General features: G+C 71.6%; 6 protein-coding genes. 5 read left to right on the top strand and 1 reads right to left on the bottom strand.

From position 1 onward, the window contains the following. Together C2L58_RS16955 and C2L58_RS16950 are read left to right on the top strand one after the other, a co-directional pair. Positions 1 to 859: arabinofuranosidase catalytic domain-containing protein (locus C2L58_RS16955; RefSeq protein WP_199191304.1), on the top strand; the 859-nt coding region annotated here is incomplete at its 5' end. A 115-nt stretch (positions 860 to 974) separates the two neighbouring features. Continuing rightward, on the top strand, positions 975 to 2198 hold the full coding sequence (locus tag C2L58_RS16950) for a GDSL-type esterase/lipase family protein (RefSeq protein WP_103338550.1): 1224 nt from the start codon (positions 975 to 977) through the stop codon (positions 2196 to 2198). Between the two features lie 212 nt (positions 2199 to 2410). Here the strand turns inward: C2L58_RS16950 and C2L58_RS16945 are convergent, their stop codons facing one another. Continuing rightward, the gene (locus C2L58_RS16945) at positions 2411 to 3475 is read right to left on the bottom strand and encodes a LacI family DNA-binding transcriptional regulator (protein ID WP_360177525.1); all 1065 of its coding nucleotides are present in this window, start codon (positions 3473 to 3475) and stop codon (positions 2411 to 2413) included. Between the two features lie 116 nt (positions 3476 to 3591). On the opposite strand from C2L58_RS16945, the gene C2L58_RS16940 reads away from it, so the two are divergent. The 3 genes from C2L58_RS16940 to C2L58_RS16930 are packed head-to-tail and all read left to right on the top strand — an operon-like array spanning position 3592 to position 6598. Beyond that, positions 3592 to 4839, top strand: coding sequence for a sugar ABC transporter substrate-binding protein (locus tag C2L58_RS16940; protein ID WP_103338548.1), 1248 nt, complete (start codon positions 3592 to 3594; stop codon positions 4837 to 4839). An 8-nt stretch (positions 4840 to 4847) separates the two neighbouring features. Further along, positions 4848 to 5792 (top strand): carbohydrate ABC transporter permease, encoded by a 945-nt coding sequence (locus tag C2L58_RS16935; RefSeq protein WP_103338547.1) that lies wholly within the window; start codon positions 4848 to 4850, stop codon positions 5790 to 5792. Beyond that, complete coding sequence (locus tag C2L58_RS16930; protein WP_103338546.1) at positions 5789 to 6598, top strand: carbohydrate ABC transporter permease; 810 nt, start codon at positions 5789 to 5791, stop codon at positions 6596 to 6598. Before C2L58_RS16935 ends, C2L58_RS16930 begins: the two co-directional genes overlap by 4 nt. Positions 6599 to 6623: the final 25 nt, after the last annotated feature.

Here is a 6623-nt window from a genome sequence, read left to right as displayed (position 1 = left end):
CGGGCCGTGGATCATGGCCGACCTGGAAAACGGCCTGTTCTCCGGGGTCAACCAGCACTACAACGCCAACGATCCCACCATCAACCACCGCTTCCTGACCGCCATCGTCAAGGGCGGCCCGAACCGGTGGGCCATCCGGGGCGGCAACGCCCAGTCCGGCGGCGTGTCCACCTTCTACGACGGCGTGCGCCCGAACGTCTCGGGCTACAACCCGATGAAGAAGGAAGGCGCCATCATCCTGGGTATCGGCGGGGACAACAGCGTCGGCGCCCGCGGCACCTTCTACGAAGGCGTGATGACGTCCGGTTATCCGTCGGAAGCCACCGAAAACGCGGTGCAGGCCAACATCACCGCGGCCGGCTACGCCACGGGTTCCGCGAACACCGGGCTGACGCCGGGCACGTCCGTCTCGCTGCGCGCCACCACCGCCTGCTGCACCGACCGCTACATCCACCACAACGGGTCCACTGTGGACACCGCGGTCGTCGGCAGCGGCAGTTCGGCCACGGAGAAGGGCAACGCGTCCTGGACCGTCCGGACCGGGCTCGGCAGCGGCTCGTGCGTGTCGTTCGAGTCGAAGAACGTGGCCGGGCAGTACCTGCGGCACCAGAACTACAAGTTGTCCCTGCAGGCCAACGACGGGAGCTCGCTGTTCGCCCAGGACGCGACCTTCTGCCCGGAGGCCGGCCGCAACGGGCAAGGTGCCTCGCTCAGATCGCTCAACTTCGCCGACCGGTACGTCCGCCACTACGACAACCTCGTCTACATCGCCGCCAACGGCGGTCCGAACACCTTCGACAGCGCCAATGCCTACAGCGACGACGTGAGCTGGCTCGTCAGCGCACCGTGGGCGTCCTGATCGGAACGGTTGTCACGCGCCCGGCCCCGGCGGCCGGGCGTGTGACAGCGCTTTCCCGGCGGGCCGGGCGGTCGTAGCCTGATCTCCACCGGTACCCCACGAAAGGACGCCCCGGATGCGCATCCGCCGAACCGCTGTGGTCCTGGCCGTTGCCGCGTCGCTGCTGAGCCCGGCCGCGGCGGAAGCCGCGCCACCGGGTTGGGTGACGCTGACGGAGTCCTCGCTCGAAGGCGTGCACGGCACCGCCCCCGACGCCACCATCCGCAACGTGCTCACCGTGACCGCCACCGGGGTGGCGCTGCGGGTGCGGCTGAGCAACCCGTTCGGCAGCACCCCGATGACCGTGCGGTCGGTCTGGGTCGGCCGGCAGCCGTCGACGAATTCGCCCGCGCTGGTGCCGGGATCGAACCACCGGGCCACCTTCGGCTTCCGCCACGCGGTGACGATTCCGCCGGGTGCCAGTGCGTGGACCGACCCGCTGCCGCTGGCGGTCCGGCGCGGCGACCACGTCGCGGTGAGCGTGTACGCGCCGGGTGCGCCGATCAACGACCACACGTTCCCGCCGCCGGAGACGTTCACGCCGGGGTCGTTCACCTCGGCCGGACCCGGCGACGCCGGGGCGGACGAGTCGGGGAGTGCGTTCGGGCCCTTCGCTCCCGGCGTCTTGTGGTGGGCGGACGCGATCAGCGCGGTGTCGCCCGCCCGCGGCACGATCGTCGCCCTCGGCGACTCGATCACCGACGGCTACAACGCTTTCGGCGGCGGTCCGCGCTGGACCGACGTGCTCGCCGAGCGCCTCGGGACGCTCCCGCCGTCACGGCGGCTGTCGGTGGCCAACGCCGGGATCAGCGGCAACACCGTCAGCGTCCAGCCGAACCCGTACGACCCCACCGGCCAGTGCTGCGGCCCGCCCGCGCCGGCCCGGCTCGACCGGGACGTGCTTTCGCTGCCCGGCGTGCGGTACGTCCTGCTCCTGGAGGGGACGAACGACCTCGGCGGCGGCGACAACGCCCCACCGGCCCCGGCCGCGCAGGTCATCGGGGCCATGCGCACCATCGCCGGGCGGGTGCACGCGGCGGGCCGCCGGATCGTCGGCGCGACGATCCTGCCGATGTGCAACGCCGCCGGCAGCCCGAAGGAACAGGCCCGGCTCGCGGTCAACGCGTGGATTCGCACGTCCGGGACGTTCGACGCGGTGCTCGACTTCGACGCCGTGCTGCGCGACCCGGCGGATCCGACGGTCATCCGCGCGGACCGGCGCACCGACTGTTACCACCCGAACGCGGCAGGCGACCGGGTCCTCGGCGATTCGATCGACCTGACGGTGTTCGCCCGCTGAACCCGCGGTCGCTGTTACGTCTGGCCGGAGGCCGCGGGGCGCCGGCCGGGCCGGAGGCTGCCGGCCGGTGAACCGCGAGGCCTTCGTGCAGTTCGGGAGTCATCGAACCGGTTCGATGGGGCGGGCGCGCCCGCGGATCGAGACTCGGTCGTGCTGCTGCGAGCACCGGCCGGGCGAGCGTGATGTCGGGGTTGGGCGGGTCCGGCGGCCGCTCAGCCGTGGCGGCGCCGGGCGCCCGTGCTCGACCGCAGCGAGATCGGCGGCTCCAGCAGCGCGTGCCGCGGTTCCGCGTCCGCGTCCGCGATCTGCGCCAGCAGCAGGTCCACCGCCAGCCGGCCCAGTTCCACCGCGGGCACGTCCGCCGCCGTGAGCGGGGGGTGGAAGTCCTCCGCCAAGCGCTCGGCGATCACCCCGGTCAGCGAAAAGTCGCGAGGCACCTCGAGGCCCGCCCGGTGCAGCGCGCGCTGGACGCCCGGCAGGGCCGCTTCGTTGATCGTCACCGCCGCCGTCACCGAAGGCCACTGCGTCCGGATCTGCTCGAAGCAAGCCAGACCCGCGGCCGCTTCGTCCGCGCAGCACACCGTTCGCGCCGTCAGGCCCCGCGCCGCGGTGGCGTCGAGGAACCCCGTCGCCGAGCGCAGGGCGGGGCCGTAGCCCGCCGCGACGAGCTCGGCCGAACGGTTGATGAGCACCACCTCTTCGTGGCCGAGATCCGCCAGGTGGTGCACGCAGCGGGTGATCAGGGCGCCGTAATCGACGTCGACCCACCAGGACGCTCCCGGGTGCTCGACGTGGCCGATCGTCACGAACGGCAGGCTCGCCTGGCTCAGCCGCTCGACCCGCGGGTCTTCGAGGAGGATCTCCATCAGGATCACGCCGTCGACCCGCCGGCCGGTCACGATGCGCTCGAACGACCGGTCGTGGTCGCCGCCGCTGGGGGAGAGCAGGACGTCGAGGTCGTGGGCGGCGGCCGCGTCGACGACGCTGCCGACGAACCCCAGCTGGACGTCGGTCAGCCGGCGGCTGGCGGGCGGCACCACCAGACCCAGCGTGCGCGTGCGGCCTTCGGCGAGGGCCCGGGCGCTGGCGTTGGGCCGGTAACCGAGTTCGGCGATGACGTCGTTGATGCGCTGCACGGTGGCCGCCGACACCGGGCGCTTGCCGCTCAGCGCGTACGACACCGTGCTGCGCGAAACCCCGGCGCGGCGCGCGATCTCCCCGATGTTCATGCCACTCCTGACCGTTTTCCAGAACCGGTTCGATCGTAGTACACGCAGTATTGCGCAGGAGTGCTCGCGGGGTTTACGGTGACGCGGCCTCCATCATCGAACCGGTTCGATGATGGACCGACCGCCTCCAGGTCGTCGCTGGTGCCGACAGGAAGGACCCCTCCATGAAGCGTCACCCGATCATCCGGTTGCTGTCGGTGGCCGTCGCCGCGACGACGCTGGCCGCCTGCTCCTCCGGAACGGCCCCCAGCGGCGGAACGGGCGGGACGGGCGCCGGCGGCGCCTTCACCGTCTGGGACCCCTACCCCCAGTTCGACGCGAGCTCCGCCTGGGCGAAGGTCGTCGACAAGTGCGGTGCCGACGCCGGGGTCAAGATCGCGCGGCAGGCGTTCGACACGACCGACCTCACCAACAAGGTGCTGCTCGCCGCCCAGCAGAACACCGCGCCGAACGTCCTCGTGGTCGACAACCCGGTCGTCTCCACCCTGGCCGAAGGCGGCGTGCTCAAGTCCAATGCGGACACCGGGCTCGACGCCGCGCAGGTCGCCCCGAACCTGCTCGCCGCGGCCGACGTCAAGGGCCAGGTGTACGGCGTCCCGATCGGGGCGAACACGCTCGCCCTCTACTACAACAAGGCCGTGCTGACCGCGGCCGGCGTCGACCCGGCGTCGGTGAAGGACTGGGCGAGTCTCGACGCCGCGCTGGCCAAGGTGCACGGCGCGGGCAAGAAGGGCATCACGTTCTCCGCCATCGGCACCGAAGAGGGCAGCTTCCAGTTCCTGCCGTGGTTCTGGGGCTCGGGCGCGAACCTGACCGACCTCGCCTCGGCCGGCGCCGTCTCGGCGCTCGCGCAGTGGAAGTCGTGGCTGGACAAGGGGTACGCCCCGAATTCGGTGGTCGGCAACACGCAGACCACCAGCTGGCAGGAGTTCGCGACCGGCGACTACGCCTTCGCCGAGAACGGCACCTGGCAGCTGCAGAACGCGAAGAAGGCCGGCTTCGACTACGGCGTCCTCCCGATCCCGGCGCGGGCCGGGGGAGCGGCCCCGGCCCCGACCGGCGGCGAGTTCGTCACCGTGCCCGCCCAGAGCAGCCCGGACGCCGAAAAGACCGCGGGCAAGATCGCGTCCTGCCTGACCAGCCCGGCCAACGTCGGAGACTCCGACACCGCCTTGACCTACGTCTCCGCCGTGCCGTCCGTGCAGGAAAAGCAGGTCGCCGCCCAGCCGGAGCTGAAGGTCTGGGTCGACGCGGTCAAGGTCGCGAAGGGCCGCACCGGCGACAACCTCGGCACCCGGTACCCGCGGATCTCCGAACCGCTCTGGGGTGCCGTGCAGGCCGCGCTCACCGGCGCGAAGGCCCCGGACGCCGCGCTCGCGGCCGCGCAGGCGACCGCCGCGTCGGCGAAGTAGGCCCGCTCGTGCAGGACATCCGTGAACCGGTCACCGTCCGTCCGGCCGCGCCCGCGCCCGGACGGACGGGGCGCCGGCGGCCGCAGCTGCTCGCGTGGGCGTTCCTCGCACCGCTCGTCGCCTACCTCGTGCTGTGCTACGGCTATCCGCTCGTCACGAACGTCGATCTCAGCCTGCGCAACTACACCGTCCGCACCTTCGTCCACGGCGGGGCGCCGCTGGTCTGGTTCGACAACTACGCGACGGTGTTCACCGATCCGACCTTCCGCACGGCGCTGCTCGACACGCTCGTCTTCACGGCCGCGTCGCTGCTCTTCCAGTACGGCATCGGGCTGGCGATGGCGGTGTTCTTCGCCCGCCACTTCCGCTTGGGCCCGACGCTGCGCGCGCTGTTCCTCGTGCCCTGGCTGCTGCCGCTGATCGTCTCGGGATCGACGTGGGCGTGGCTGCTCAACACCGAGTCCGGGGTGGTCAACTCCGTGCTGGGCTGGTTCGGCGCCGGCCGGATCGACTGGCTGACGTCGCCGTCGTGGTCGCTGGTCTCGGTGATCATCGCCAACATCTGGATCGGCGTGCCGTTCAACCTCGTCGTGCTGCACAGCGGCCTGCAGAACATCCCGGCCGAGGTGTACGAGGCGGCGTCGCTCGACGGCGCCGGGGCGTGGCAGCGGTTCCGGCACGTCACCTTCCCGCTCCTGCGGCCGGTTTCGGCGATCACCCTGCTGCTGGGGCTGGTCTACACGCTCAAGGTGTTCGACGTCATCTGGATCATGACCAAGGGCGGGCCCGGCGGGTCGTCGACCACCCTCGCCACCTGGTCCTACCAGCTCGGGTTCGGCAGCATGCTGCCGCGGTTCGGGCCCAGCGCGGCCGTGGGCAACGTGCTCATCCTGCTGGCCCTGGTCGCGGGGCTGCTCTACATCCGCGCGCAGCGCAGGCAGGAGGCACCGTGATCCGGCACTGGCGCACCGCGGTGGGGCTGGTCCTCACCGCCGTGATGCTGTTCCCGGTCTACTGGATGGTCAACGTGTCGCTGACCCCGGCCGGGCGGATGCGCAAGTCGCCGCCCGACTGGTTCCCCGCCGCGCCGACGTTCGAAGGCTACGAGCGGGTCCTGCGCGAGCAGCTCCCGTACTTCGCCACCAGCCTGTTCGTCGCGCTCGGCACCGTGGCGCTGACGCTGGCCCTGGCCGCCCCTTCGGCGTACGCGCTGGCCAAGCTGCGCCCGCGCGGGCACCGGGCGCTCGGGTTCGTGCTGCTCGTCGCCCAGATGATCCCCGGCATCATCATGGCGCTGGGCTTCTACGGCAGCTACGTCTCCTTGGGCATCACCAACACCGCCTGGGGCCTGGTCCTCGCCGATTCGACGATCGCGGTGCCGTTCGCCGTGCTGATCCTCACCTCCTTCATGGCGTCGGTGCCGGACGAGCTCCTCCAGGCGGCCACCATCGACGGCGCGGGCGCGGTGCGCGCGTTCTGGTCGGTGGTGCTGCCCGCGAGCCGCAACGGGGTCGTCACGGCGGGGCTGTTCTCGTTCCTGTGGGCCTGGTCGGACTTCGTCTTCGCGGCGACGCTCGACGGCGGCGGCTCGCTGCGGCCGCTGACCCTGGGTATCTACCGCTACATCGGCAACAACAACCAGGAGTGGAACTCCATCATGGCGACGGCGGTGGTCGCCTCCGTGCCGGCCGCCGTGCTCCTCGTGCTGGCGCAGCGGTTCGTCGCCGCCGGCGTCACCGCGGGCGCCGTCAAGGACTGAGCCCCTCTCCCGAAAGGACGACCCC

This window comes from Amycolatopsis sp. CA-126428, from assembly GCF_002904335.1.
Taxonomy (GTDB): Bacteria; Actinomycetota; Actinomycetes; order Mycobacteriales; family Pseudonocardiaceae; genus Amycolatopsis.
The sequence above is the reverse complement of the archived record's forward strand: the minus strand, read 5'-3'. Positions and strand labels throughout refer to the sequence as shown.

Coding starts and splice junctions, on each gene's coding strand:
- C2L58_RS16950 (WP_103338550.1), top strand. CDS start 975: ATGCGCATCCGCCGAACCGCTGTGGTCCTGGCCGTTGCCGCGTCGCTG.
- C2L58_RS16940 (WP_103338548.1), top strand. CDS start 3,592: ATGAAGCGTCACCCGATCATCCGGTTGCTGTCGGTGGCCGTCGCCGCG.